At 65.7% G+C, this 25,659-nt stretch carries 24 protein-coding genes; 12 read left to right on the forward strand and 12 right to left on the reverse strand.

Annotated elements, in window-relative coordinates; all coding sequences use genetic code 11:
• Positions 1 to 8: 8 nt before the first annotated feature.
• From ACFXKN_RS18290 to ACFXKN_RS18310, 5 genes are all read right to left on the reverse strand, one after another.
• Positions 9 to 875, reverse strand: a complete 867-nt coding sequence (locus tag ACFXKN_RS18290; RefSeq protein WP_379433437.1) for a carbohydrate ABC transporter permease — start codon at positions 873 to 875, stop codon at positions 9 to 11.
• Entirely contained in the window at positions 872 to 1,783 is a 912-nt protein-coding gene (locus ACFXKN_RS18295) for a carbohydrate ABC transporter permease (RefSeq protein ID WP_379433438.1), read from the reverse strand. Before ACFXKN_RS18295 ends, ACFXKN_RS18290 begins: the two co-directional genes overlap by 4 nt.
• Before the next feature lie 150 nt (positions 1,784 to 1,933).
• Entirely contained in the window at positions 1,934 to 2,824 is an 891-nt protein-coding gene (locus ACFXKN_RS18300) for a L,D-transpeptidase (protein ID WP_379433439.1), read from the reverse strand.
• 317 nt (positions 2,825 to 3,141) lie between these two features.
• Entirely contained in the window at positions 3,142 to 4,479 is a 1,338-nt protein-coding gene (locus tag ACFXKN_RS18305; RefSeq protein WP_379433440.1) for a cytochrome P450, read from the reverse strand.
• A 36-nt stretch (positions 4,480 to 4,515) separates the two neighbouring features.
• Complete coding sequence (locus ACFXKN_RS18310; protein WP_378948194.1) at positions 4,516 to 5,676, reverse strand: serine hydrolase domain-containing protein; 1,161 nt, start codon at positions 5,674 to 5,676, stop codon at positions 4,516 to 4,518.
• Between the two features lie 256 nt (positions 5,677 to 5,932).
• Here ACFXKN_RS18310 and ACFXKN_RS18315 point away from each other — a divergent pair, with 256 nt between their 5' ends.
• Positions 5,933 to 6,532, forward strand: coding sequence for a hypothetical protein (locus ACFXKN_RS18315; protein WP_378947332.1), 600 nt, complete (start codon positions 5,933 to 5,935; stop codon positions 6,530 to 6,532).
• A 34-nt stretch (positions 6,533 to 6,566) separates the two neighbouring features.
• On the forward strand, positions 6,567 to 8,018 hold the full coding sequence (locus ACFXKN_RS18320; RefSeq protein WP_378947339.1) for an MFS transporter: 1,452 nt from the start codon (positions 6,567 to 6,569) through the stop codon (positions 8,016 to 8,018).
• Positions 8,019 to 8,078: 60 nt separating this feature from the next.
• Here ACFXKN_RS18320 and ACFXKN_RS18325 read toward each other — a convergent pair whose 3' ends face one another.
• The gene (locus ACFXKN_RS18325; protein WP_378947342.1) at positions 8,079 to 8,747 is read right to left on the reverse strand and encodes a S1 family peptidase; all 669 of its coding nucleotides are present in this window, start codon (positions 8,745 to 8,747) and stop codon (positions 8,079 to 8,081) included.
• Positions 8,748 to 9,237: 490 nt separating this feature from the next.
• Here ACFXKN_RS18325 and ACFXKN_RS18330 point away from each other — a divergent pair, with 490 nt between their 5' ends.
• The 9 genes from ACFXKN_RS18330 (at position 9,238) to ACFXKN_RS18370 (ending at position 18,740) form a co-directional block, all read left to right on the forward strand.
• Positions 9,238 to 10,092 (forward strand): MlaE family ABC transporter permease, encoded by an 855-nt coding sequence (locus ACFXKN_RS18330; RefSeq protein WP_378947345.1) that lies wholly within the window; start codon positions 9,238 to 9,240, stop codon positions 10,090 to 10,092.
• A 3-nt stretch (positions 10,093 to 10,095) separates the two neighbouring features.
• Complete coding sequence (locus ACFXKN_RS18335) at positions 10,096 to 10,959, forward strand: MlaE family ABC transporter permease (protein WP_379433441.1); 864 nt, start codon at positions 10,096 to 10,098, stop codon at positions 10,957 to 10,959.
• A 7-nt stretch (positions 10,960 to 10,966) separates the two neighbouring features.
• Positions 10,967 to 12,463: an MCE family protein gene (locus ACFXKN_RS18340; RefSeq protein ID WP_379433442.1), complete on the forward strand. Its 1,497-nt coding sequence runs from the start codon at positions 10,967 to 10,969 to the stop codon at positions 12,461 to 12,463.
• On the forward strand, positions 12,460 to 13,485 hold the full coding sequence (locus ACFXKN_RS18345) for an MCE family protein (RefSeq protein ID WP_378947354.1): 1,026 nt from the start codon (positions 12,460 to 12,462) through the stop codon (positions 13,483 to 13,485). Before ACFXKN_RS18340 ends, ACFXKN_RS18345 begins: the two co-directional genes overlap by 4 nt.
• The gene (locus tag ACFXKN_RS18350; protein ID WP_379433443.1) at positions 13,482 to 14,477 is read left to right on the forward strand and encodes an MCE family protein; all 996 of its coding nucleotides are present in this window, start codon (positions 13,482 to 13,484) and stop codon (positions 14,475 to 14,477) included. The genes ACFXKN_RS18345 and ACFXKN_RS18350 overlap by 4 nt, the downstream gene beginning before the upstream one ends.
• Positions 14,474 to 15,574: an MlaD family protein gene (locus ACFXKN_RS18355; protein WP_379433444.1), complete on the forward strand. Its 1,101-nt coding sequence runs from the start codon at positions 14,474 to 14,476 to the stop codon at positions 15,572 to 15,574. Before ACFXKN_RS18350 ends, ACFXKN_RS18355 begins: the two co-directional genes overlap by 4 nt.
• Before the next feature lie 8 nt (positions 15,575 to 15,582).
• Positions 15,583 to 16,671, forward strand: a complete 1,089-nt coding sequence (locus ACFXKN_RS18360; protein WP_378947363.1) for an MCE family protein — start codon at positions 15,583 to 15,585, stop codon at positions 16,669 to 16,671.
• A complete protein-coding gene (locus ACFXKN_RS18365; RefSeq protein WP_379433445.1) occupies positions 16,668 to 17,846 on the forward strand; it encodes an MlaD family protein in 1,179 nt (392 codons plus the stop codon). Before ACFXKN_RS18360 ends, ACFXKN_RS18365 begins: the two co-directional genes overlap by 4 nt.
• A gap of 129 nt (positions 17,847 to 17,975) precedes the next feature.
• Positions 17,976 to 18,740, forward strand: coding sequence for a hypothetical protein (locus ACFXKN_RS18370; protein ID WP_379433446.1), 765 nt, complete (start codon positions 17,976 to 17,978; stop codon positions 18,738 to 18,740).
• A gap of 89 nt (positions 18,741 to 18,829) precedes the next feature.
• On the opposite strand, the gene ACFXKN_RS18375 is transcribed toward ACFXKN_RS18370, so the two are convergent.
• The 6 genes from ACFXKN_RS18375 to ACFXKN_RS18400 all read right to left on the reverse strand — a co-directional run bounded on the left by ACFXKN_RS18375 (position 18,830) and on the right by ACFXKN_RS18400 (position 24,495).
• Entirely contained in the window at positions 18,830 to 19,414 is a 585-nt protein-coding gene (locus ACFXKN_RS18375) for a ribonuclease H (RefSeq protein ID WP_378947374.1), read from the reverse strand.
• 10 nt (positions 19,415 to 19,424) lie between these two features.
• Positions 19,425 to 19,898, reverse strand: coding sequence for an SRPBCC family protein (locus ACFXKN_RS18380; RefSeq protein ID WP_378947377.1), 474 nt, complete (start codon positions 19,896 to 19,898; stop codon positions 19,425 to 19,427).
• Positions 19,899 to 19,968: 70 nt separating this feature from the next.
• Positions 19,969 to 21,186 carry an L-2-hydroxyglutarate oxidase gene (lhgO, locus tag ACFXKN_RS18385; protein ID WP_378947382.1) on the reverse strand — a complete coding sequence of 406 codons (1,218 nt, stop codon included), beginning with the start codon at positions 21,184 to 21,186 and terminating at the stop codon, positions 19,969 to 19,971.
• Entirely contained in the window at positions 21,183 to 21,860 is a 678-nt protein-coding gene (locus tag ACFXKN_RS18390; RefSeq protein ID WP_378947385.1) for a hypothetical protein, read from the reverse strand. Before ACFXKN_RS18390 ends, lhgO begins: the two co-directional genes overlap by 4 nt.
• A gap of 334 nt (positions 21,861 to 22,194) precedes the next feature.
• Complete coding sequence (locus ACFXKN_RS18395) at positions 22,195 to 22,986, reverse strand: TIGR03084 family metal-binding protein (protein WP_378947388.1); 792 nt, start codon at positions 22,984 to 22,986, stop codon at positions 22,195 to 22,197.
• 153 nt (positions 22,987 to 23,139) lie between these two features.
• Positions 23,140 to 24,495, reverse strand: a complete 1,356-nt coding sequence (locus ACFXKN_RS18400) for a hypothetical protein (protein WP_378947391.1) — start codon at positions 24,493 to 24,495, stop codon at positions 23,140 to 23,142.
• 199 nt (positions 24,496 to 24,694) lie between these two features.
• Here ACFXKN_RS18400 and ACFXKN_RS18405 point away from each other — a divergent pair, with 199 nt between their 5' ends.
• Entirely contained in the window at positions 24,695 to 25,570 is an 876-nt protein-coding gene (locus tag ACFXKN_RS18405; protein ID WP_379433447.1) for a 3-hydroxyacyl-CoA dehydrogenase family protein, read from the forward strand.
• Positions 25,571 to 25,659: the final 89 nt, after the last annotated feature.

Below are 25,659 nucleotides of genomic sequence, written 5' to 3' on the forward strand. Positions count from 1 at the left end.
TTCGAGATTTAGCCCTTGACCGCACCGGAGGTGAGGCCCTTGATCATGTGACGTTGCAGGGCAAGGAAGACGATGAGGATCGGCAGCATCGTGAGCACGGTGCCCGCCATCACCGGCCCCCAGTTGGTGACGCTGGGGTTCTCGGTGTTCTGCAGCAGGGTGAGGCCGACCGGCAGTGTCGCGACGTCGGCGGAATCGGCCATCAGGAACGGCCAGAGGTACTCGTTCCACTCGTTGACCAGCGTCACCACCGCGAACGCCACCATCGTCGGCCCCGACATCGGCAGTACCACCTTGGTGAGCAGCCGCCACCAGTTCGCGCCGTCCATCCGCGCCGCCTCGATGACCTCACCGGGCAGCGACAGGAAGTGGTTGCGCATCAGGAAGGTGCCGAAGGCGACGCCGCAGAGCGGAATGATGATGCCCTGGAAGGTGTTTCGCCAGCCCAGCTGCGCGATGAAGGCGTAGTTGGAGATCACTGTGATCTGGTTGGGCACCATCAGCGCCGCGATGATCACCAGGAACACGATGTTCTTGCCGGGGAAGCGCAGGAACACCAGCCCGTACGCGCTGAACACACCGAGCGCGAACTTCACCGCCGACACCACGCCGGTGACGATCAGCGAGTTCCGCAGGAACGTCCAGAACGGCACCGTGGTGGTGGCGTGGGTGTAGTTCTCCGGATGCCAGCTGTGCGGCCAGTAGACCGCGGGCTGGGTGTAGATGTCGGAGCGGTCCTTGAGCGAGGTGATCAGGATCCAGAACAGCGGGACCCCGACGATGATCAACACGCACACCATCGCCGCATAGCCGAGCAGGGTGACGGCGCGTTCGCGTCGCTTGTACGAAAGCGTCTCGGGCCCTACATGTTTCATCGCTCACCTCGATCCATCACACGCACCTGGACCAACGTGACCACCAGCAGCACCACGAACATGATCGTGGCCACGGTGGCGCCGTAGCCGGCCCGGAAATTGCGGAACGACTCCTCGTACACCTGGAACACCATCGTCGTCGTGCCGTTGCCGAGCGGTCCGCCGCGCGTCATCACATTGATGATGTCGAAGACCTGCAGCGAGTTGAGCAGCACGGTGATCGACAGAAAGAATGTCGTCGGGCGCAGTTGGGGCAGAAGGACTTTCGTGAATCTGGTCCAACTGCTCGCGCCATCCATTTCGGCCGCTTCGAGCAATTCGGCGCGCACACCTTGCAGCGCGGCCAGATAGATCACGAAGGCGTAGCCGAGGTTCTTCCAGATGTAGGTGAGCGTCACCATGAACAGGGCCCAATCCGGGTCCTGATAGAAATCCGGCACATTGTCGACGCCGAGCCGGTGCAAGACGTCTTGTACCAGACCGAAACTCGGATCGAAGATGAATTGAAAAGCTACGCCGATCGCCGCGCCCGAAATCACGAATGGCGCGAAAATAGCCGAGCGGACTACATTGCGTCCGAACAGTTTTCGATCGAGCAACATGGCGAGTGCGAGACCGAGCGCCATACTCACCACGACAGCCGACACGGTGAAGATCACCGTATTGCTGACGACCTTCCATGAGTCGTCGCGCTGCCACCATTCGATGTAGTTGTCGAACCCGACCGATTTCGCCACCGGATCGGCGATGTTCCAGTCGGTGAACGATAGCCGGATGTTATCGGCAAGCGGCCGGTAAACGAACAGGGTGAGCAGCGCCAGGTTCGGCACCACGAGTACGGCGAACAGTGCGTAGTCCTGCCACCGACGGCTTCTCCCGGGGAGCACCCGCTCTGGACTCTTTCGCACCGCGGCAGCTTTACGGCGCATGGCGAACCGTTGGTTAACCCTGCCCGCCGATTTCCTGAACATCGGGCACACAGCACCGATTACAGCAAAAACCCGAACAACACGACCGGGATTGATCGTATTGTTCGGGTTTTGTTCAGCGGGTTTTGCTCAGTTCCAGTCGCCGAGACCGTCGCCCGCACTGAGGGTTCCGCCCTTGGTGCCGGTGATGATGACCGCGTCACCGCGACGGGTGTTCTCCAGGAACCACTTACCGTCGGCGGTACTCACATTGAGGCAGCCGTGGCTGGCATTGGAGTAGCCCTGCTGACCGACCGACCACGGGGCGGCGTGCACGAAGATGCCGCTGTTGGACAGGCGGGTCGCGTATTCGACCTCGAGCTTGTAGCCCTCGGGATCGGTGACCGGCACGCCGTACGTCGACGAGTCCATCGTCATCTTCTCGAGCCGCTCACCCACGATGTAGGTGCCGTTGGGGGTCTCGTAGCCGGGCTTGCCGAGCGAGGTCGGCATCTCGCGCACGACCTCACCGTTGATCGTCACGACGATCATCTTGGTGGCGTCGTCGACGGTGGCGACGAACGCGTCACCGATGTGGAACGCGCTGGTGGTGCCACCCGCGACCACGGTCACGTTGGTGTTGGCGGGCCAGAACTCGGCGGGCTTCCAGCGGACCTGCTTGCTGGAGGTCCAGTAGAAGTAGCCCGGCGCGTTCGTGCTCGAGGTGACCTTGATGGCCCGCTCGGCGGCGGCGCGGTCCTCGACCGGCTCCTTGAAGGTGATGATGATCGGCTGCGCGACGCCGACGGTCTCGCCGTCGGCGATGTTGATGTTCGGCGGCGCGAAGGGCGCCTGCTGCGCGGGCTCGTTCACCGCGGGCTGGCTGGAACCGCCGTCGAAGAACGGCAGATTCGGCTGAGCCTGCGCGGGCACGGCGATCAACGCGCCGGTCGCTGCGATCGCTGCCGACAGCAGCAGACCCCGGCGAAGCCAGTGCGATTGCCGCATATTTGCCTGGTAGTGCATAGGTTTCTCGTCCATTCCATCTCTCGTTCCGCGTGCGGCGCGCGAGATCTACTCAGTGACGCTCGTTCTCTTTGACGCAGAGGCCGCAACGGGTCTCTACGGGGTAACGACTTCCCCGACCCTGACCCTCCATTACTACCCGCACCAGGTGACAGGTGCCAGCCGCGTTGCGCGGTGATAACAGAGCGGCAACTATGTGCCGCGCGTCACATAACGCGGTGTTATTCATCGGCTTTCGTCAAACGCCGCGCTCACAGCGGCGAGTCGATAGCGGTGCGCACGAACAGCCGGGAAGCACAGGGGTGTGACTCTCAAACGTCACGTGAGGCAGATCACCCGGTCCGTGTGAAGTGGATCGCCCGATCCGGCGCGGTCGCGATATTGCGGGGCACCGTGCGGGGTCGGCGACCGAGTGCCAGTGCGGGCTCGAGGGTCAACCGGACCTCGGTCAGCAGCGTCGCGAGCACGATCCGCAGCTCGTGGTCGGCCAGCGTCGAGCCGATGCATCGCCGGTGACCGCCGCCGAACGGCGCGAACTCGAACGGGGTGACGGTGCGATCGAGGAATCGGTCGGGGTGGAACAGGTGCGGTGCGGGCCAGGTGGCGGGCTGGCGGTGGAGTACGCCCACGGCAAGGCCGATGGTGGCGCCCGCCGCCACGTCGACTCCGCGCCAGCGCAGCGGCTCCGTCAGTGTGCGCAACACGATCGGTACCGGGGGGTGCAGGCGCAGGGTTTCCTGGCAGACGGCGTCGAGCAGCGGTAGCCGGGCCTGTTCGGCGGGGTCCTCGCCTGCGGTCGGTAGCTCGGCGAGCAGGCGGGTGAGCAGGCCGGGTTCGCGGTGCAGGTGGTAGAGCGCCCAGGTCAGGGTGGTCGCGGTGGTTTCGTGACCCGCGACGAGCAGCGTGCGTAGCTGTTCGCACAGTTCGGTGTCGGTAGGGCTGCTGCCGTCGTCGTAGCGGGTGGTGAGCAGGAGGTCGAGCAGGTCGCCGCCGGCGGGGCCGGTGCGGCGTCGTCGGGTGATGTCGGCCAGGAGCAGCTCGTCCAGCCGCGCCCGCGCCGCGGTGAACCGCTCCCACGGACCGAAACCACCTATGCCACGGCGTAATACGGGCGCCACCATGAGTGGGGTGGTGAACGTGGCGAGGAAATCGGTTACCACACCGCCGTATTCGGCCTCACGATCGGAATCGGACCCGAACACCGTGGCGAGGATGACCCGCAGGGTGATCGTGCGCGCGGCCCTGAGCGCATCGATCCGAGTGCCGATTCGCCAGGGACCGTCTGCGCCACAACGGATCTCGTTCAGCGTCACATCCCGGATCACCTTCTCCATCGACCGCACCCGCGCACCGTGCAACGCGGGCGCCAGCAGCGCGCGATCCGTGCGATGCCGTGTCCCGGAACTGAGAATCAGCGACGCTGCCCCGACCATCGGCTCGATCGGATTGGGCAGCGGCGGCTCGAGCAGAGCGACCGGCGCCCGGAACAATTCGCGCGCCCCCTCGGCCGTTCCGGTGAACAGCACCGCCGGAAACCCGGGGAACCCGACCGCGAACGGATCACTGCGGGCAGCGCGTCGTCGCAGGTAACCGCCGAAATCCCGCCCAGCGGCGAGGCCGTGCAGCAACGACAAGCGCGGCGCGGCGGGCGCGGGGTTCAGCGAACTCATGTCCTTTACTACGGCGGGCTCCTCCCGGTGGTTCGATCAGGAACGGGCCGTGCGCACGGTCCCCTGCGCGATCGCCGCCAACTTGGCCAAGCGTGCGTCACCGAGCGCGGTGAGGGCCCCGCCCAGCCGATTGGTGACGAACGCGATCGACATTCCCAGATCGGGATCGGCGTACGCACCGGAACCGCCGACACCGTAGTGACCGAAGGCATTGCGCGGTTGCTGCTTGGTCATCAGCACCGGCCGGTGATAGCCGAGAGTGAATCGCAGCGGTAGTCCGAGGACATAGTCGCGGCTGCTGGTCTGCTGGGTCCGGTTGATCGTCTCGATCGTCTCCGGCCGCAGGAACCGCACCTCGCCCACCTGCCCGTCGTTGGCGAGTGCGCCGTACATCCTGGCCAGCGCCCGCGCCGAGAACACCCCGTTCCAGCCGGGCATCACCGCATCGTGCACCCGTGGATCGCGGACGAGTTCGTCGAAACCCTCCGGCATGCCCGCCTCGGCCAGCCCGCGCGCGGGCCGCACCCACGACAGCACCGACGACGCGGTGTTCCAGCGGATTCCCGGTGGCGCCAGATGCGGAAAGATCTTCGCGATCCGATACCGCTCGCCCGGCGGCACCTGGAACCAGAACTCGTCGATTCCCAAGGGCCGCGCCACTTCTCGGCGCAGTACCTCGGTGAACGGATCGCCGGTGACCCGCTGCACGATCTCGGCCACCAGCCAGCCGAAGGTGATCGCGTGATAGCCCGAGGTACGGAGACGGCGCGGGTCGGCGGGACTCTCGGCGAGGGCGGTCACCACCGCGTCGTAGTCGAGAATGCCCTCGCGACCGGGCACCAGCCCGCGCACCCGGTGCAGGCCCGCGCGATGGGACAGCACGTCACGCACGGTGATGTCGTCCTTGCCGTGCGCCCCGAACTCCGGCCAGTAGGTGGCCACCGGCTCCTCGTAATCGATGAGCCCGCGCTCGGCCACCCGATGCAGCACGGTGGCGGCGACGCCCTTGCCGGTGGAGAAGGTGAGCGCGACGTTCTCGCCGGTCCAGCGCTGATCCTTGGCCGCCCAGCCGGCCCAGATATCGACGACCGGGCTGCCGTCCAGATAGATGGCCAGCGCACCGCCACCGCGATTGGGCTGGGCGAACATCCCGAAGAAATGATCGGCGAGACGGATGAAGCGCGGATCGACCACCATCTGCCGTGGCGCCGCGAAATCGCCGGTCGGTACTGGTGCTGGAGTACTACTCACGGTGACCTCCTGATACACGATCGGGGGCCTGCGCCGCACGTGGCGACCGGAATCCCAAGGGTATCGCAGTGACCCGGCGATCGGACTCGAGTCGACGGGGGTGGCTCCGGTGGTGTATTCACAATGGGTGTTCGCAGATTTGCACCAGAGCCGACCCTCCGCACCGTCGCGGTCGCATGCTCGATCGGGTCGGCGCAAGGTAGTGGGACGGTTCGTCGGCGCGCTCGCCATCACGGTAACCGCGCTGGTCGCGACCGCCTGCGGTGGCAAGATCGACGGCTACGCCCAGCCCGCGATCGACGTCGTCCCCGCCACCAGCACCGCGACGCCGACCACCAAGCCGGGCAAGTCGACCACCACCAAGCCGGCGCCGACGTCGAGCAAGGGCGGCAAGACCGACTTCCAGGCCAATATCGGGGACTGCGTGTCGCTCGGCGGCACGGTCAACGACGCGACCATCGAGAAGGCCGCGTGCGGTAGCCGCTCGTCGAACTACAAGGTCATCGCCAAGGCCAAGACCAGCAACGGCTGCGTCGGCGACCGCGACAACTTCTACGCCGAGACGCTCAACGGCATCGAGACCGGCGCGCTGTGCCTCGACATCGACTGGGTCATCGGCGGCTGCATCGACGTGGGCGGCGACGAACCCAAGCGCATCGAGTGCAGCGAGGGCGGGACCGAACCGGTCAAGGTGATCACGATCAACAAGGACTCCGACAGCGTCGACGACTGCCCCGACGCCGCCGATTCGGGCTTCAAATACGCCGAGCGCCGTGTCGTCGTCTGCGTGGAGAGCCTGTAGTCCGACGAAAGACGCCGGTGGCGGCTAGTTTGGGGTGGTGCCCCAGACGGTTCGGCTGAACTCGGCCACGGGCCGGTGGATTCTGCTCGCCACCATCCTCGGCTCCTCGATGGCGTCGCTGGACGCCACCGTCGTCTCCGTGGCGCTGCCACGCATCGGCGAATCACTGCACACCGATGTCGCCGGGTTGCAGTGGACCGTCAACGGCTACACCCTCACCCTCGCCTCGTTCATCCTGCTCGGCGGTTCGCTCGGCGACCGGCTCGGCCGGCGCCGGGTATTCATCTGGGGGATCATCGGATTCGCGATCACCTCGCTGTTGTGCGCGGTCGCGGTGAACATCGAGATGCTCGTCGGCGCGCGGTTGCTGCAGGGCGTGGCAGGCGCGCTGCTCACACCGGGGAGTCTGGCGCTGATCTCGGCGTCGATCGATCGAGGCGATCAGGGCAGTGCGATCGGACTGTGGTCCGGTCTCGGCGGGGTGGCCGGTGCGTTCGGGCCGTTGCTCGGTGGTGGGCTGATCGATCTGGTCGGCTGGCGGGCGATCTTCCTGCTCAATGTGCCGCTCGCGCTGGTCGTCGCCGTCGTCACGCTCAAATACGTGCCGGAGAGTCGTGATCCGGAGGCGCCCGCGCGGATCGACGTGCCCGGCGCGGTGATCGTCGCCCTCGGGCTCGGCGCCCTCACGCTGGGGCTCATCGATTCCCGGGTCGTGCTGGTCGCGGTCGGGGTGGCCGCGCTGGTGTGTTTCGTGCTGGTGGAACTGCGCAGCCGGAATCCGCTGGTACCGCCGTCGCTGTTCCGGTCGCGGGTGTTCACGGCGGCGAATCTGGTGACGTTGCTCGTGTATGCCGCGCTCGGTGGCGTCTTCTTCCTGCTGGTCCTGCAATTGCAGCTGGTCGCCGGGTACTCGCCGATGGCGTCGGGCGCCGCGGGACTGCCCGTCACGCTGCTGATGCTGGTGCTCTCGGCACCGGCGGGACGGTGGGCGCAGCGGCACGGGCCGCGGATTCCGATGACGATCGGTCCGCTGCTGGCCGCGGGCGGGGTGTTCGCGCTGCAGCGGATCGGACCCGGCGCGGTCTATCTCACCGATGTGCTGCCCGGCGTATTCGTCTTCGGGCTCGGGCTGTCGGTGCTGGTAGCGCCGTTGACCGGCGCGGTGCTCGCCGCGGTGCGCGCGGGCGAGGCAGGCATCGCGTCCGGGGTGAACAACGCCGTCGCGCGAACGGCACAGCTACTCGCCGTGGCGGCGTTGCCCGGGCTGGCCGGGTTGTCCGGTGCGTTCGACAATCCGGTGGCCTTCGCCGCCGGCTTCGACACCGCGATGCGCTGGTGCGCGCTGCTGCTCCTGATCGGCGCGGGGATCGCCGCGGTTCTGCTTCGCGTGCCGCGTCAGCCGCCACAGCCCGAACGTGTCGACTGCCTGCCGCACTGCGCGGGCGCCGACGGACCCGCGATCGCGCCGAAATCACTTGCCACATAACAAAATCGGGCCGCGTGGACAACCACGCGACCCGCTCGACATCCGGGGAGTTGAAAGGCGCTAGATCGGGTGGAAACCCGTACCGACACCGCCGCGGGCGTTGATGTCGTCCATGATCGAGTTCATGTTCGTCCCGACCTCTGGCCCGACACAGGCCAGGGCCAGGTAGGCGTTGACCATGCCGACCAGGGTGGAGCCGACCACGACCGGCGCGCCGGAATCGCCCTCGACCACGCACATCTGCGACCAGGTCTCGGTGTTGGTCGCGAAGACGTCGCCCCAGGTGATGCCGCAGGTGTTGCCGGTGGTCCGGCCTTCCTTGCAGACGATCGTCGGGAACTGCGCTGGCCCGCCGATACCGGTGATGGTGACGTTGCCGATCCGGTTGACCGGGGTGATCCGGCCGGGCGTGAACTCGATGACCGCGTAGTCGAGTTCGGCATCGCTGTGTACGAACCGGCCGATCTCGCCGTAGCCGCGATCCACCTCCGCGCTGACGGTGGCCCCGGCGTCGCCGCAGTGACCCGCTGTCAGGCCGACCAGCCTGCCTGCGCCGTCGTGTCCGACCGTGGTGACGGTGCACTCGAACGCGTTGTCGATCACGATGCCGGAGCCGCCGCCGATCACCGGGGGGCCTGCTTGCGCGTGTGCCGCACCGGTGCCGAGCAGAGCTGCACCGAGGGCTAGAGCGAAGGCGGTGTTGGCCACCTTGGCGAGTTTGCTGAACATGTCCCTCCAGATGTCGGAAGTTCGGACGATATCAATACGGTCTGTCTATCGTGCCTGTATTCGGTCCCGGGCGCGCCTCCGGACCGGTGCGTTTGCTGGGCGAGTCGCGCGCGCCGCCGAGCAGGCGCTGTCATAGCGATTCCCTATTGCAATCTTGCCGCAGCGCGTCGTTCGTGTTTCTCGCGTGATGTGTTCGGATAATTCGAAGAGGGTTTCGTTATGAATGACAAACTTCCGCAATATTCCTTTACCGCGACCGCTGGTACGGGGAAACCGTGCGGGAATAGGCCTTCGCGCGTAATCCCTGGAATCCCGGAATTACGGACTGTAGGGTCCGCTATGGCCGGTTTCATAGCCGTTTCGGACAGTGACCTCTATCTATGACTGCGCTCACATGTCGGTGATGTGTTCTGGGCTACTCCGTAGTAAGGTGCGTCAAGCAAACAAGTCGCCGGGGCGTTGAGGGTCCGGCGTCGAGAGGGGTTATGCAGTGCAGTCGACCGAGAGTCCGCCCACACGTTCACGAGTCAGTGAGGCTGCCGACTGGACGAAGGGCCTTTGGGACGACCATCCGAAGAAGTCGCTGGAAACCTTCGGTCGACAGATCACGATGGGTATCGAAGCGATCACGGAGTTGTTCGTCGCGATCTTCCGTCGGCGTTTTCCTTTCGATGAGTTCGTTCGGCAGTCCGCGTTCATGTCCAGTGTCGCCGCGGCGCCGACACTGCTGGTCGCCATCCCGATCGCGGTGATCGTTTCCATCCAGGTCGGCGCGGTCGCGGGTCAGGTCGGTGCCACTTCGTTCATCGGCGCGGCCAACGGCCTCGGCATCATTCAGCAGGGCGCCCCACTGGTTACCGCGCTGATGATCGCGGGTGCCGTCGGTTCGGCCATCTGCGCCGACCTCGGCTCGCGCACCATCCGTGAAGAGATCGACGCGATGAAGGTCATGGGTGTCGACCCGCTGCGCCGCCTGGTGGCTCCCCGCCTCGGCGCCGCGATGCTGGTCAGCTTCCTGCTCTGCGGCTTCGTTGTCTTCGTCGGCTTCCTCACCGGCTACATGTTCAACATCTTCGCCCAGGGCGGTACGCCCGGCTCCTACATGAGCACCTTCGCTTCGTTCGCGGTCACCCGCGACCTGGCGGTGGCGCTGCTGAAGTCGGTCATCTTCGGTCTGATCGCCTCGATCATCGCCTGCGACTGCGGCCTCAACGCGCGCGGTGGCCCCGGCGGCGTCGCCAACGCGGTGAACTCCGCGGTGGTCAGCTCCACCGTCATGCTGCTCGGTGTCAACGTGGTGATCACCCAGATCTACGCCGTCGTCTTCCCTCCCCAGGTGGTCTGAGCCATGTCATCTACTTACGTACCGCCGCTATTGCGGCCGCTGAACACGCTCAAGAAGGCGGGCAAGGCGCCCGGCGGCCTGCTCGCGCGCCTGGGCCACCAAGTCTTCTTCTTCCTGCGTTCGGTCGGCTCCATCCCGCTGGCCTTCAAGCAGTACCCGAGGGAGATCTGGCGTCTGCTTTCCGACGTCTCCTGGGGTAACGGCAATATCGTCGTCGGTGGTGGCACCATCGGCGTCATCCTGATCATCAGTGCCTTCGGCGGCATGCTGGTTGCTATTCAGGGCCACACCTCGCTGAACCTGCTCGGGTTGAGCCCCCTCACGGGCGCGATCTCGGCCTTCGCCACCACCCGTGAGATCGGCCCGCTGCTGGCGGCACTGGCCTTCGCCACCCAGGCAGGCTGTCGATTCACCGCTCAGCTGGGCGCCATGCGCATCTCCGAGGAGATCGACGCGCTCGAATCGATCGCCATCCGCCCGCTGCCCTACCTGGTCAGCACCAGGATGATGGCCGCGGTGATGGCGATCGTGCCGCTGTACTGCCTCGGCTTGGCGATGGCATACCTGTCCTGCTCGGTCACCGTGCAGTTGATCGGCGGTACCGCATCGGGCACCTACTCGCACTACTTCTACCAATTCCTGGTACCGGTGGACGTGCTCTACTCGCTGCTCAAGGCGATTATCTTCGTCATGATCACGACGTTCATCCAGTGCTACTACGGCTTCTTCGCCTCGGGTGGTCCCGAAGGCGTCGGCGTTGCGGCCGGCCGCGCGATCAAGATGTGCATCATCCTGGTCGTGTTCGCCGACCTCGTCATGACATTGGCGATCTGGGGCATCGACCCCGGCATCAGGATCTCGGGGTAGGGGCGCGATGATCATCGATCCGAGTGGGCGCGGGCCCACCATGAAACAGCTGTACGTGGCGGGTATCTCCGGTCTGATCGTCTTCGCGATCATCCTCGGCTTCCTCACCGCCAGGTACCAGGGATATTTCGTCCCGAAGGTCAATGTGGTCGCGAACCTGTCGACCACCGGTGACGGCCTACCGTCCAATGCCGACGTGAAGTTCCGCGGCCTGCTCGTCGGCGTCGTGAAGAACGTCGATATCCGCAAGAGCGGCGAGCAGAAGGTGAACATCGAGCTCAAGCCCGAGTTCGCCGACGGCATCCCGAACACCGTCACCGCACGCGTGGTGCCGTCCAACCTGTTCGCGGTCACCTCCGTCGAGCTGGTCTACAACGGCGCGAACAGCCAGCACCTGAAGGAAGGTTCGCAGATCGCCGAGGACCGCAGCCAGGGCACGATCGCGCTGCAGGACACGCTCACCACGGTGCGCGACATCCTCAACGAGGTCGACCCGGTGCAGCTGGGACGCGTGCTCGGCACGCTCACCCAGGCACTCGACGGCAGCGGCCGGGTCCCCGGCTCGACCATCCAGCGCCTCGACCACTGGCTCACCACGGTCGCTGACGCGGGCCCGAACCTGGGCGGCATGCTCGACAACTTCGCCAACTCGGCGCACGCGCTCAACCAGTCGGCGCCGGAACTGCTCAACGTGCTCGGCTCCTCGGTGCAGACCGCGAACACCATCGCCACCAAGCGTGAACAGCTGATCGCGCTGCTGGCCGGTGCGAGCGCCACCACTGACCGGGTGAACGACCTGTTCGCATCGAATCCCGATGTGGGCAAGGAAGCTACGGTCGGCATGAACGCCACCCTGGGTGCGCTGGCCGCCGACCCCGCGTCGATCACCAGGACCTTCCAGGTCTTCGGTCCCTCGCTGGCTCAGCTCAACACCACCTTCCACGGTGGCCCGAGCGGTAAGCAGATGGTGTGGAACGCCGGCATCACGCTGACGCCGTACAAGCCCAACACCGCCGCCGACTGCCCGCGCTACGGCGACCTGCTCGGCCCGAGCTGCTTCACCGCACCGGCTGAGGTCTCCCTGCCGCCGATTCCGGACAACCTGCGTCCGCGCAAGCTCGACGCGGCCGCAGGCCTACCGCCGCTGGTCTCGCTGCCCGGCATGCCCGATATTCCGGGTCTGACCAGTCCCGGTGTCGCGCCGATGCACACGGCCAACGGCACCGAGATCAAGCCGTTCCAAGGCACGCCGCTCGAGGGCCTCGTCCCGTCGATCCAGATTCCGGGTCTGCCCGGGCTGGGTGGTGCGCCCGCTCCCGCGGCCGCTCCGGCCGCGGCGCCCGCTCCGGCGACGGTGCCTGCCGCCACACCGATCTCCTACACCGGTGACGCGGCGATGACTCAGCTGCTCGGTCGCAAGCCGAACGCGTCCGAATATCTGCTGCTCGGTCCGATTTTGAAGGGCGGAACCCTGCAAGTGTCCGAAAACGGGGGTGGCGCATGAGTATCCGCAAGCCACTGATCGGGTTCAGTATCTTCGCGCTCGTCTCACTGCTGGTCACCGTGGTCGTGTGGAACACACTGGCCCGCACGGTCGACGGTGACACCCGCAAGTACACCGCGATCTTCACTGACGTCCTCGGGCTGCGGCCCGGCGACGATGTCCGGATGGCCGGCGTGCGCGTCGGCAAGGTCGAGAACATCGAGCTCGACGGCAAGAACGACGCCAAGGTGTCGTTCATCGTGCAGAGCGACCAGACACTGTTCAACGACACCAAGGCCCTGGTCAGGTACCAGAACCTGATCGGTCAGCGCTACGTCGCGCTGACCCCGGGCGCGGCACCGAGCCCGGAGGCACTCAAGAGCGGTTCCACCATTCCGCTCGAGCGCACCGAGCCCTCGTTCGATATCTCGGCCCTGCTCAACGGTTTCCAGCCGCTGTTCCAGGCGCTCGAGCCCGCCGAGGTCAACGCGATGTCGGAGACCCTGATCCAGGCGCTGCAGGGCGACGGGGTTTCGCTGTCGGCGTTCATCATTCAGGCGGCCCAGCTGGCCACCGATTTCCAGCGTCGCGACGCGATCTTGTCCGACGTGATCACCAACCTGTCCGGTGTGATGGCCGGGTTGGCAAAGCGAGGGGATGAATTGGAGACCCTGGTTACCCAGACGAGGGCGTTGATCGGCGGACTCTACGACCAGGGGCAGTCGCTGCAGGCGTCCACGGTTACCCTCGCCGATTCGACGACCGCCCTGGTCGGGATGATGACCAAGATCCAGCCGAAGCTGGCGGCGACCCAGAACTCGACCACCGCGGCGCTGAATCTGCTGCTGGCCAACGGCGCCAAGCTCGACCAGGTCGCGATCGACATGCCTTCGATGCTCGCCGACCTCGGCCGGATGACATCGGAAGGCACCCACGCCAACGCCTACCTGTGTGGTCTGGACATCTCGCTGTACGGGGTTCTGTTCCCGCGCGGTCTGTTCAGCCAGATCGGTGGCAACGGCCACTCCGAGGTGTGCAGATGAGCAAGATCAAGTCAGCCTTCGTCGGTAACCGCAACTTCTGGCTGGGTGTGGTCGGTGCGCTGTGCATCGTGCTGCTGCTGGTCGGTTCGGGCATCTTCCAGTTGATCGGGCTCGGAAAGCAGTCCATCGACGCCGAATTCGTGCAGGCCGCGGGAATCAAGACCGGTGACAAGGTCGCGGTCTCCGGTGTGCAGGTCGGTACGGTCTCCGGTGCGAAGCTCGCGGGCGATCACGTGGTGATCACCCTCGACGTGGACAGCTCGGTGAAGCTCGGTCCCGACGCGCACGCCGCGATCAAGATGGCGACCCTGCTCGGCGCGCGCTACGTCGACCTGACGCCCGGCGACGGATCGGGCCTGAAGGACAAGACGATCCCGCGCAGCAACACCGACGTGCCGTACGACATCGCCGATGTGGTGCAGGTCGGTACGCCGAAGTTCGAGGCGCTCGACACCAAGAAGCTCGCCGCCTCGCTCAACACCATCAACTCCCAGCTCGGCGATTCGCCGGAGCTGGTTGCCCAGGCGCTCGACAGCGTCGGCGCGGTCGCCAAGGTCGTCGACCAGCGCAAGGGCGAGGTCGACAGCCTGCTCAAGGACCTCAACCGGGTCACGCAGCTGCTCGCCGACAACCGCAACTCGATCCTGCTCGTCATCACCCAGGGCGAGGCCATCGCCAACCGGGTGATGGAACGGCAGAGTCTGCTGCGCCAGCTGCTGGACAACGTCGCCACGCTGACCCGTCAGCTGGAGGAGATCGGCGCCCAGAACGGCGACCAGTTCGGCGGCACCATCAGCCAGCTCAACACCATGGCCGAGGGCCTGCAGAAGAACAAGGACAATCTCGACAAGCTGCTGCAGATCGGTCAGCCCACCGCGCGCTACTTCAACAACGCGCTCGGCAACGGTAACTACGGTTCGGTCGCACTGCCGTGGTTGTTCCCGGACAACTGGCTGTGCTTCGTTCAGGTGATCCAGGGGTGCCAAGGATGAAACTGACCAACAAGCTCCGCATCGCGCGGACGATGATGATCGCCACCACCGCGCTGGCCCTCGGTAGCTGCTCACTGCTGCCGAGCCAGTTCGACGACGCGCTCGGCCGCTCGACCAAGATCACCGCCGACTTCGAGAACATCGCGGGCATGTTCGAGGGCAACGAGGTCATGGTCCTCGGCCTCGCGGTGGGCGAGGTCGACAAGATCGTGCCGAAGGGCACCTACGTCGAGGTCCACATGACCATCGACGCGGGCACGAAGATTCCGAAGGAAGCGATCGCCGCGATCATCTCGCCGTCGATCGTCACCAACCGGCACATCGAGATCAGCCCGCCTTTCACCGGCGGTGAGACACTGAAGTCCGGCGATCACCTGCCCAAGGCGCGGACCAGGACACCGGTCGAGCTGGACACGATGATCAAGACCATCGACCAGTTCGCCGCCGCCCTGAAGCCCGAACCCGGCCAGGAGGGTCTCGGCCCGCTGTCGGGCCGGGTGCTCTACCCGGTGCTCAACGGCAACGGCCAGAAGATCAGGGAAACCCTCGACGCGCTCTCGGGTGCGTTGAAGGTCGGTGTCGACAACAAGGACGCCATCTCCAACATCATCATCAAGCTCAACGAGCTGACGACGATGCTGGCCGACAACGATCAGTCGGTGCGCGACTTCAGCGACCGAATGACCGCCATGTCGGGCCTGCTCGCCGAGCAGGCACCCGGTCTGCAGGCCACGCTCGACCAGCTCAACCAGTTCCTGAACAACACCTCGACGACCTTCGCCGGGCATCAGGAAGAACTGGCGGCCTCGCTCACCGGCTTGACCTCCGTCACCAACCAGTTGCGGGCCAACTCGGGCGCATTGGTCGAGATCGTCGACGTGGTGCCGCTGCTCATGCAGAACATCGACGGTGCCATCAACAAGGAAAAGGGCTTCGTCCGCCTGCACGCGCTGATCGGTACCGCTCTCTCGGGCGAGATCGTCAGCGTGTTCTGTGAGCGGATCCAGATGCGGGCCGATGGTTGCCGCTCCGGAAACGTCCAGGATTTCGGCCCCGACTACGGGCTCACCGCCGCACTGCTCGGACTGACGAAATGAACCAGCGAATGACGATGAAGGCCCGCCGCGCGCTGCTCTCCGCGGCCGCATTGGCCACGGTCACGATCACGACCGGCTGTGGCTTCACCGTAGAGGATCTGCCGCTGCCCAAGCCGGGCACCGGCGGCGAGACCTACACCCTGCACGCGAAGTTCGACAACGCGCTGAACCTGCCCGACCAGGCCAAGGTGAAGGTCGGTGGTTCTGATGTCGGCGTGGTGTCGTCGATCAAGACCAAGGACTTCACCGCCTTGGTCGATATGGAGATCAGCACCGATTTCAAGCTGCCGAAGGGCAGTACCGCGGAGCTGCGCCAGGCCACCCCGCTCGGTGACGTCTTCATCTCGCTGAACCAGCCGAAGAACATCACCAGCGCGGAGACCCTGCCGGCGGGCGCGACCCTCGGGCTGGACGCCACCTCGGCCGGCGCCACGGTGGAAGAGCTGCTGATCTCGGTGTCGATGCTGTTCAACGGTGGCGGTGTCGCCAGCTTGAGCAGGCTCGGTACCGAACTCGGCTCGATCCTCAACGGGCACGGCGGTGAGCTGGGGCATCTGATCTACGAGATGACCGGCGTCATCGGCGAACTCAACGCCAACAGCGCCAAGGTCGACTCGGTGCTCACCGAGTTCAACACCCTCGCCAACACCATCGAGACCAACAAGGGTCAGCTCGGCCAGGTGGCCGACACACTCCCCCAGGCCATCGGCGCGATCGCCGAGAACAACCGGGCGATCGGTGATCTGCTCACCAAGCTGGCCACGGCCACCGCTGCCATCGGTGACTACTCCAACACCACCGGTGATCAGCTGTCCGAACTGCTCACCAATCTCGACAACCTGATGAACGCGCTGGCCGCGACCGGCGGCGACTTCGGTTATGTGATGGACCAGTTGCACGCGATCCGGCCCGGCGCCAACCAGACCTTCCAGGGTAAGGGTCTGGCGCCGTACGCGACGCTGACCAACCTCGACGTGGGTCTGCTGACCGACCCGGCGAACAGCAAGCTCTGGGACATGAAAGATGTGAACGATTTCGTCGGCAGCTTCATTCAGGTGCTGCAGGTCGTTCAGGGCCGAGTGGGAGGCCACCGATGAGCAGGCTGAAGAAGTTCGCGGGCAGCAAGATCTTGCTGGCGAACTGCGCGCTGGTAGTCGTGTTGTTGCTCGGCGGGACGTACCTGCTGGTCAACGTGATGCGGGTCAATCCGCTGCGGTCCGAGTACGACGTCACCGTCAACCTGGACCGCTCCGGCGGTCTGCAGCCGGGCAACGACGTGACCATGCGCGGATTCCGGATCGGCAAGGTCACCTCGATCGAACTGATCAACGACGGCGAGGCCATCGCCGCCAAGGCGCAGATCGACAAGGACTTCAAGATCCCGGTCGACACCATGATCCAGGTGGCGGCGCTGTCGGCGGCGGGCGAGCAGTACATCGACTTCCGTCCTCGCAGCGATGTCGGCCCGTTCCTCAGTGACGGTGCGGTGATCAAATTCAACCCGGAGCAGATCCAGACGCCGGTTCCCGTGTGGGCCGTGCTCGACGACACGAGCGCGCTGATCGGCTCGGTGGATCCGAAGCAGTTCAGCGTCATCCTCGACGAGCTCGACATCGCGCTCGGTGCCGGTCCCGACCAGCTGCGTGGCCTGATCAACGGCGTCAGCCTGGTGGTCGCGGGTCTGGACAATCTGCTTCCGCAGACGGTGAACCTCATCGCCAACCTGCGGGTGATCGCCGAGACCACCTCGAACGCCCAGCCGGACCTGCAGACGCTCACCAGCAATTCGGGTGCACTGCTCACGCAGTTCAACAATGCCAACGCCGAGCTGCAGAGCGTGCTCGACAACGCGCCCGCTCAGTTCGAAACCCTTGGCGCGGTGCTGGATTCGACGGCCGATCCGATCAGTTCGCTGGCGGCCAACTTCGTGGCCATCACCAGGGCGGCGCAGTTGCGTACGCCTGCCATGCGGCTGCTGTTCCCGTCGCTGGCGCTGGGACTCGGGGCGATCGGCGCCCCGGCGCACGACGGCGAATTCCACACCATCCTCGACGTCTGGCCGCGTCCGACGTGTAACTACGACACCGAGTACCGGCGCAACGAAGAGGTCCAGGACGGCAGCATTCCGAAGTGGAATTACTGCACCAACCCGACCTCCGACCTGCAGATCCGTGGTTCGGCCAACGCCCCGCGCCCGAACGTGCCCAATAACGGCGCGCAGATGCCTCCGGGTGTCGACCCGAAGGAGCGGACGCCGATTCCCGCCAAGTGAGGTGATGCCCGGCCAGGCTGTTCACAGCTCGACCGGGCATACTCGCGGGGAAGACGTGTGGCCCGGCTCACGGACCATAATCGGAAAATCGGTGCGATATGTGCGCCGGGAAAGAGCAGGATTGATTCGATGACCAGCGACGATGCCCAGAGCAAGTCCGATGCTGCCGCGGCAGACAAGCCCGATCTGGCCAAGGCCGACGACACCGTGAAGGGTGCGGCGGCGACTCCCGAGGTCGATCAGCCGACTGTCAAAGCACAGACCGTGACCGAGGCGCCGGCGCCGGCCGCTGCCCCGAGCGCGACATCGAGCTCGACGGGCTGGATCGCCGCAGGTGTGGCCGGTGTGGTCGCTGTCGGCGCGATCACCGCGGGTGTGGTGTTCTTCCTGCAGAACAACAACAAGGCCGAGAAGCTCGACGCCATCGCCGAGTCCACCAAGGCCGCCTGCGACTACGGCGCCATCCTGGCCAACTACGACTACTCCAAGGATCTCGACGGCTACATCGAGTCGATGAAGGCGGGCGCCACGGGCGACTACCTCAAGGAGTTCAGCGATGCCAGCGAGGCGCTCAAGGGCGCCATGGTGCAGGCCCAGGTCAAGTCGACCGGCGAAGACGTGCAGTGCGCGTACATGTCGGGCAGCACCGACGACGTCAAGGCCATGGTCACCATGACCCAGTACCGCACCAACTTCACCCAGACCGAGCCCGACCGGATGATGTTCGCGATCGAGATGAGCCTCGAGCGTTCCGGCGACAAGTGGCTGGTCAGCAAGCTGGACTCGCCGCTGCTCAAGAACGGCGGCGGCGGCGCCGCGGGCGGTACGGCACCCGGTGCGGCGGTTCCGGCCCCCGCGCCTGCCCCGGCCCCTGCCCCGACACCAGGGAACTGAGTACCGGGAACCGAGCAAACCGAAACGCCGCGGGCAGATTCATCGCCCGCGGCGTTTCGTTGCGCGGTCCCACTCCGGTCGCACCGCACCTAGAACAGGGTGAGAGTCCCTGCCACCGGCGCGTGCTCTGCGACCGACTTCCCTGTGGAGACCGTGTTCGTGAGGGCAGGCGCCACGGGTTCGCGGCGCCGAAGCCTCGCTTGTTCCTGCTCGATGGGCGCCGCCTCGCGGCCGAGAGCCGGGTTGTCGCGGACTGCCCGCGCGGCCTCGCCTGCCAGTTTGTCGGCTTGTTCGTTGAAGTAGTTGCCCACGTGACCGCGCACCCAGCGGAAACGCACCGGTCCTTCGCGGCCGGTGATGGCTCGGTCGATCTGTTTGATGATCTCCACGTTCTTCACCGCGCCGCCGGTGGAGGTGCGCCAGCCATTGCGTCGCCAGCTGGTGATCCATTCCGAGGCGCACTTGATGGCGTACTGGGAGTCGCTCTCGATGAGCATCGGTTCGGCGCCGGGGTGGGCCAGGATGGCTTCCAGTACGCCGCGGAGTTCGGCGATCTGGTTGGTGCCGCTGGCCGCGCCGCCGCTGTCGGCGGGCCCGGAATGATTCACCCATGCCCAGCCGATGGCACCACCGGGATTGCGCAGGCAGGACCCGTCGGTGCTCACGATGATCATGACCGCCACCCTAGGCGATGCGGCCGACAAGATCGGTACCGTGGAATGCCTCTATCTCCCTTCGCAACCGCGATTCCGTTCGGCGCAGTGCCGATTTCGCGGCCGCGTCGACGAGGCCGTGGCACAGGCGGCCGAACATGCCGCGTGGTGGTGGATAGTCGGCTTCGGAGGTCAGCACCGACCGTTCGTAGCCGAGTGGATCGAATCGCAGGGTAACGGTTCCGTATACCCGCCCACGCAGGGTATACCCGATAACGGCATTGCGCCGGTATTCGGTGATCTCCACCGATGATCGCAGCGGAATCAGTCCGAACAACCGGACTTTCACCGCGAAGGCGGCGCCCAATCCCTGGTCCGGCTCGCCGAGCGGCTCGACACCGGTGACACCGAACATCCACTGCGGCCCGTGGCGGAAATCCTCGGCGTAGGCGAAGGCGGCGTCGACCGGTGCGCCGACGTCACACGCAAACCTGATGTGGCCCATCGGCCCTCCCTGCTCCGGATGGGTTGTCACCCAACGCGTACAGGAGTCAAAAGTACTACAAATCTCCTATTTAATTGGCGGAATAGAGTTGTTCGACCAGGTATTCCGCGATCGGCATCGCCGACGTGGCGGCCGGGGAGGGTGCGTTGAGCACATGGATCGAGCGCGGCGTGCGTTCGATGAGGAAATCGTGCACCAGCGTCCCGTCGCGCAGCACCGCCTGGGCCCTGATGCCCGCCCGGTGCGGTAGCAGGTCGCCGGTGGTGAGTTCGGGGCAGTATTTGCGGCATTCGGCGAGATAGCCGCGCTTGAACACCGAATTACGGAGCTCGCGCACCCCGGTGGCGAGGTGGTCGCGGGCCACCCGCCGCACGCCGGCGAAGCTCAGCACGTCGATAGCGTCCCGCCGGTTCACGCTGCCCTTGCGGTAACCCTCTCTCGACAGTCCGAGCACCGCGTTCGGGCCGACGGTGAGTTCGCCGTCGATGGTGGGACTGAGGTGAACGCCGAGGAACGGCAGCGCGGGGTCGGGCACCGGGTAGATCAGCGTGCGCACCAGATCCGACCGTTCGGCGGGGAGCCGATAGTACTCCCCACGGAACGGGACGATGCGAAAGTCGGTGTGTATCCCTGCCTTTCGTGCCATCCGGTCGGCTTGCAAACCCGCGCAGACGATCAGCGTGCCCGCGGTGACCGAGCCCGTCGGGCCCGAAACCGTGACAGCTGAGACGTTCTCGGTGATCGCGTCGACAGGGGTGTCGAGCAGGATCTCCCCGCCCATCGCCTCGACCTGAGCGGCGAGTGCGGCGGTGATCTTCGTGTAATCGATGATGCCGGTGGCGGGCACGAACAGTGCGCCGACACCGGTGATCCGGGGTTCGCGTCGCCGCAGCTCGGCCGCGTCGATCGCCTCGACCTCCACGCCGTTGGCGATCGAGCGCTCGTACAGCGCGAGCATTCGTTCGTGTTCCGCGGAATCGGTGGCTACCAGCAACTTTCCGCATTCGCGGAACGGAATATCATGGGCCGCGGCGAATTCCTTGGTCCACTCGGCACCGGCCCGGCACAGCCGTGCCTTCAAACTGTCCGGGGGGTAATAGATCCCGGAATGGATGACGCCGCTGTTGTGCCCGGTCTGATGGGTGCCGAGCGAGGCTTCCTTCTCGATGAGTACCAGGCTCGCCTCGGGATACTCGGTCAGCAGTCGATGCGCGGTGGCCACGCCGACGATGCCGCCGCCGACCACACAGAAGTCGTACGCACCGCTGGGGGTGTCGCGAGGAGTCACACGCCGACGGTAGTCGGCAGTTCCTCGGTGGACGACCGCGGTGCCTCGGCTTCATTATCGACCTCGGCCGGTGCCGGAGTCTCGGTGTCCGACGGTGCTCCCTCGACCCGCAGCGTGTGGTTGCCGAGGCCGGGGTCCGACAGCACGAACACCAATTCTCCACGGCGCGCGTCGAACTCGGTGTGCAGTGCGGTCACCGCGGCCGGATCCACGGTCAGGCCGAGGTATTTCGCCGCCACCGTCACGAGGTTCGTGTCGACGGTGAACGCCAAGCCTTCGTTGCGCGGCGGTGCCACCTGCGCGCCGACATAGGTGCCGCCGATCCCCACCCGCCCGGCCAGCGGCGAATTGCCCGGTCGCACACCGACTCCGGACTGCAGCGTGGTGATCGGCGTGCGCGTGGCGGCGGATGCCGAGCGCTCGGTGGCCAGCGTCGGCCCGGAGGACATCGCCAACTCGACGCCGTAGGCGCGTGGGGCGGAGTCCTCGACCGAGAAGGGCCGGTGCAGGCCGGGGTTCGGCGTCGCGACCGGTCCCGCGTATTCCCGCGCGGGCGGCGGTGGCATGTGATTGACGATGTAGGCGCCCGCGGCCACGGTGAGGCATAGGCTGGCGGCGCCGGAGAAGACGATCGCGGACAGGCGCACGAGCTGAGCGGGTCGATGTGCGGTCACGATGCGGTTCCCTCCTGTGGCTGTGGGTATACCCGAGTTGAACGGGCCCGCATCGTTGAAAGCCACGTGCTGTTTCCACGTTACGTGGTAGGCCGCACAGTAACCGCTCCACCGTCGTGAGATCAGAGCCACATCCGAAACGATGCTGTATCACTCCTAGTCGGGGCGGGTTTTCGCATGGGTAAGTGTTTCTCACACCGCCCAGCGGGTACCTGAAGGGAGCAGGCGAGCGTCATTCACGACTGCCACGGCGGTCAACCCCGGCCAATGAAGTCCGGGGCAGTCGGCACGAATGGCGCTCTGAGACTGACGCTCGCCTGTTCGTACCCCCGGCTCAGGCGAACTGGCCCACTGTGCGGCCGGAGCCGGGCGGGCCTGCGAAGGCTTGGGCGATGGCGAGCCAGTGGTCGGCGTCGGGGCCCGTGGTTGTCAGGGCGGTGTCTTCGCGGTGGCGGCGTTGGGTGGCTACCAGGCAGAAGTCGATGGCGGGGCCGGTGACGCGCTGGGGAGCGTCTTCGGGGCCCCAGGTCCAGGGGGTGCCGTCGGGGGCGGTGAGTTCTACGCGGAATTCCTCGGCGGGGCCGGATTCGCCGTTGACCAGGTAGGCGTAGTTCCTGGCGCGGACGCTGATGTGGGCGACGGTGCGCAGGCGGGCCGTGGGGACGCGGGTGACGCCGAGCGCGTCGGCGACGTCTTGGCCGTGGGCCCAGGTTTCCATGATGCGGGCCGAGATCATCGACGCGGCGCTCATCGGCGGGCCGAACCACGGCAGTTTGGTGCCCGCGGGGACGGCGGCCAGTCCGGCGATGAGCTGCTCGCGGCCTGCGCGCCAGCGCACCAGCAGGTCGGCGGGGGGTGTCTGAGCGATTTCCTCGGCACCGTCGTCGACGAGGGTGAATGCCCGCGACGCGGCCTCGGTGAGGAACGCGGTGAAGGCATCGCCGTCGGTCGCGGCGATCACCGATACCTCGTCGGTCCAGGTCAGGTGGGCGATCTGGGTGGCGATATCCCAGCGTGGCGCGGGCGTCGGCGTCTTCCACTGCTCGGGGGTCAGCGGTGCGACCAGGTTTTCCAGATCCGCGCATTCGGCGGCGAAATCGTCGAGCAGCGCTGCGAGGTCAGCCATGGAGTTCCCTTGCCGATCATGGCGCGACCCGGTAGCGGTGCGCCGTCGTCACCAAGAGTCGCAGCGACCGTCAAAAAATGCAAGCACGCGTGCTTGTTATTTGTTCTTGAGGTTAATAGGCCGAGAACCGCGCGCCAGCGCGAAAAGATACTGCTACCAGCCGAAGGTCAGTAGGTGGAGTGCGCCCACGCCGATACCGAGCGCCCCACCGTGCAGGTACAGCAACCACGCGTCCTGTTCAACCGACGCGTAGAACATCTCCATGAACTCGCCGGGCGTGAGTGTCCGTAGCTTGCGCGCGGCGAAGTCGTCGATCTTCTTCGCCTGTTCCAGCACGAACTGCTGGTCGGAGATCATCGTGCGCGCCGAAACCAGCCCGGCACCGGCGCCCGAGACCGCCAGATTCTCGAACTGCTTCTTGCCCAGCGCGGCTCGCACCATGAACGCGGTCGCACCGAGTTGCTTGTGGATCTCCTCCGCCACCACCCGTTCGATGAGCTGGCGGGTCTTGTCCCCGTTCGGTCCTTCCAAGAGCTCGATGGACAGGTTCTCCACGGTGAGTACCTGGTAGGCCAGGATATGCGCGAGGTCGGTGGCGGCCTGGGGCTGACGCTTGGCCAGCAGCGCCTGGCGCCACAGATATTTGTAGCGCGGCTGCGGGTCGCCGGGTTCGAACACCATCTTGATCGCGATGACGTTCACCGTCACACCGATCATCGCCGAGGAGAACAGCACGATCACCCAGGCCGGAATCGCGCCGAAGTAGGGAATCTGCGAGTGCACGTGCAGGTACAGCGCCAGGATCAGGCCGAACGGCGCACCGAGCAGGCCGATTCGCGCCATGAACTTGAGCTCGGGCGCGGCGATGGTGGTGGTCAGGTCCTTGAGGATGGCCGGGTTCTTCTCCAGGTACCTGATCACGAAGTTCTTCACGTCGAGCAGTTGGTCGATATTGTCGCCCAGGCTCTCGAACGCGCGCCGGCACAGCGAGGGTAGGTTCCGGTCCACCCGCTGGTAGACGGCCTGTTTCACCTGCCGAGGGAGCGAGCGCCACAGGTCGGGATTCTCCCGGTACATGATCTCGTCGACGATCGGCTGCACCTGGTCGCGCGCCCGTTCGGCGAGATAGTCGCCGATCCCGTCGAGGTCGAGTTCGTGGATGAAGTCGCGCGGGCTGCCGATCCGCAGCAGCGCCGAGTCGACGCAGATGCTCGCCATCTTCTCCGCGCGTGCCGGGATGAAGCCCTGGAAGCCGAGCATGCGGCCGTCGCCGGAGAACGTCGGCAGCACCTGGACGCGTCGCGGTAGATAGGGATACAGCACGTGCAGCAGCGGAACCCGGAAGCCCTTGAAGTACAGCGGCCAGAACAGCATCAGCACGCCGGTCCAGTTGGTGAGCCAGCCTGCGAGCGCGCTGAAGATCGGAAAACTGACCAGCTCGACGACGAATTTCGACTGCCCCGTCAGCTGTTCCCAGTCGATGAACAGTCCGGAGGCCAGTGTGGTCATCGAGGAGCCCCCTAGTGCTGACGCGCGAAGAATGTGCAGAACGTGAGGATAAGGCAACCATATTCTGCCCGGGCGTGACGGGGTGTCAACGCAAGTCGGGGCGTCCGGGGGCCTGGTGATCCGCCGTCGGCGCTACGCTGGCGAGGCTGTCGTATGCGTCACCGAATTCTTCCCCGTCGCCTGTGCAAAGGGAGTCGCTGTGAGCATTGTTCCGAAAAATCACTTCGAGCGTCCGGTCGCTGTGCTCGGCGGTGGCACGTTGGGCAGACGGATCGCGCTGATGTTCGCCACCAGGGGTGGCGAGGTCCGCATCATCGATCCCAACGGCGAGGTCGGCAACGCGGCCGTTGGCTTCGTGGAGAATCAGCTGCCCGAGGTGGCCGCCACGGTGCCGAACGGCACATTGGGCACCGCCGAGTATGTGCCCGACCAAGCCATCGGCGTGAAGGGCGCGTGGCTGGTGGTCGAGGCAGTCCCTGAGGTCCTCGATCTGAAGAAGAAGGTCTTCGCCCAGCTCGACAATGACACCGACGCCGACGCGATCGTCGCCTCGAACTCGTCGTCGTACGCGAGCCGGTTGTTCACCCAGGGCCTGAAGACCAACGACCGGATGCTCAACACCCACTTCTACATGCCGCCGCAGTCGACGGCGCTCGACGTGATGTCGGACGGCAACACCTCCGAGGAGACCCTCGACTTCGTCATGAAGACCTTCCCGGAGTACGGACTGCACCCGTTCCTGGTACGGAAGGAATCGACCGGCTTCATCTTCAACCGCATCTGGGCCGCCATCAAGCGCGAGTCGCTCGAGGTGGTCTACGAGGGTGTATCGACACCGACTGACATCGATGAGATGTTCTCGCGGAATTTCGGCACCGAGGCGGGTCCGTTCCGGATGATGGACCAGGTGGGTCTGGATGTGGTGCTCGATATCGAGCAGCACTACGAGCAGGAGAACCCGAACCTGCCGAAGGGCCCGGTCGAGCTGCTGCGGAAATATGTCGACGCGGGCAAGCTCGGGGTGAAGACCGGCGAGGGATTCTATGACGACTACCCGGGGCCGGGTCAGGGCTGAGCCCTGAAACGCGCCGCCTGTCGGCCTTGGAGTCGAGTGCCCGAGAACTGCGGCGCCAGCCGGCGGAGATCCAGTTACAGTGACCAGGC

The organism is Nocardia sp. NPDC059195 (genome assembly GCF_042754695.1).
Classification (GTDB): Bacteria; Actinomycetota; Actinomycetes; order Mycobacteriales; family Mycobacteriaceae; genus Nocardia.